This window comes from Pelotomaculum isophthalicicum JI (genome assembly GCF_029478095.1).
In the GTDB taxonomy this organism is placed as follows: domain Bacteria; phylum Bacillota; class Desulfotomaculia; order Desulfotomaculales; family Pelotomaculaceae; genus Pelotomaculum_D; species Pelotomaculum_D isophthalicicum.
On the sequence record NZ_JAKOAV010000085.1, the window covers coordinates 1 to 1,467 of the forward strand.

1 protein-coding gene is annotated in these 1,467 nt (G+C 42.4%); it reads right to left on the reverse strand.

Translation table 11 applies throughout. The features are described 5' to 3' along the window. Positions 1-50 precede the first annotated feature (50 nt). Positions 51-1,301, reverse strand: coding sequence for a site-specific integrase (locus L7E55_RS17505; RefSeq protein ID WP_277445645.1), 1,251 nt, complete (start codon positions 1,299-1,301; stop codon positions 51-53). Positions 1,302-1,467: the final 166 nt, after the last annotated feature.

The following is a 1,467-nucleotide window of genomic DNA, read 5'->3' on the forward strand; positions in this document are numbered from 1 at the left end:
CAGATATTGATACATTTCCCTGGAAAAAATGGATTGAAATTCGGGTCTGCTCATTCCTCGCACCTCCCAGCCTTGTAGTGCTTTGAACTTATCTTTGGTACGGAAAGAGGGCATTGCCGCAGTTTTTCTATATCAACTTTCAGATACGCTTTAGTGGTCTCGGTATTCTGATGTCCAAGGACAGTACTGATGATGGGAATGGAAACATTCTTCTTCAACAAGTTCGTCGCCAGACTGTGCCTGAGGGAATGTGCGCCGTGTTTCTTGTTTTTCCAGTTCTTGATGTTTGCCTTGCGCATGTATTTCGTCACAATGGAATGTATGGTCGGGGGTGAAAGCGGCCGGCCCTTTTTTGCCGATTCGGCTGAAACGATGATTTCTTCTGCGTCGGTTATGGGGCGTCCATGCTTCAGATAGTCAATAATGGCGTTACCAACAGAAGAAAGCAGAGGATACTCTACGGGGATATCTGTTTTGTGTTGACTGAAACGGATGATATTTTTATCCCAGTCAATCTGATTAAATCGAAAGTTCACAATGTCTCCGGATCGCCATCCATATTCGGCGGCAAGCAACAAAATCAGGTAATCCCGTTTTCCCGTGGCAGATGAGCGTTCCACCGCTGCGATAATGCTGCGGATTTCATCTTCCTCGTACGTTGTGGGGATCTTACAATGGTGTTTGTAATTATCTGCCAAGACGAATACCGAACTGTCTTTTCCGGTAATGCCATTATCATACGCATACCGAAAATAAATGCGTAGCGTTGAACCGCAGTTGTGCCTGGAGGCGAGCGAATAATTCATGGAGACAAAAAAATCCTCCATGATCTCAATGCTAAGATTATCCAATGTCAATCGATGCTTTTGCAGATAACAAAAAAACTCGTATAGATACTGCTCCTTGTTTCTGATGGTACTCTCCGAAAGATGCTGTACATTACGCAGGTAAGACAGATAAAGACACATATCATTGCCTATGTTGCCATAAAAATTTCTTTCAACCCGTGGAGTACGGAATTCAAAATCGCCGTCTTTTTGATAAGAAGTCAGCATACGGACTGCACGGAGCCGTATCTGCTCACTGTGCGTAAGCCTATCAACAAAGATATGGGTTCCCAGAGTTTCATCGCAATACTGGAATCCAATGGATTTAGAAAAGTCCTTGTAATTGTGCAATGTCATCCACTTAGTAAGATTTTCCCATTCTGCTTTGATTCTACCGTGGTGCACAGCAGCATACTCCCGGCTGGTCAACTCGTCTTCGCATAAGGAAATCAACGTTTTAAAGTCAGTTACCATAAATCAAACCCTCCTTGTAAAGTTTGATTCATGAGTAACACTTCTAGATTATTATGTAAAGAAATATAACACCAAAACAGAGCATCTCCACGTTTGGAATCACATTTCTTTACATAACGAAAGTCTTAACATAACCTTTCTTACGTAAAGATTAACGTAAGAAAGG

Coding starts and splice junctions, on each gene's coding strand:
- L7E55_RS17505 (WP_277445645.1), bottom strand. CDS start 1,301: ATGGTAACTGACTTTAAAACGTTGATTTCCTTATGCGAAGACGAGTTG.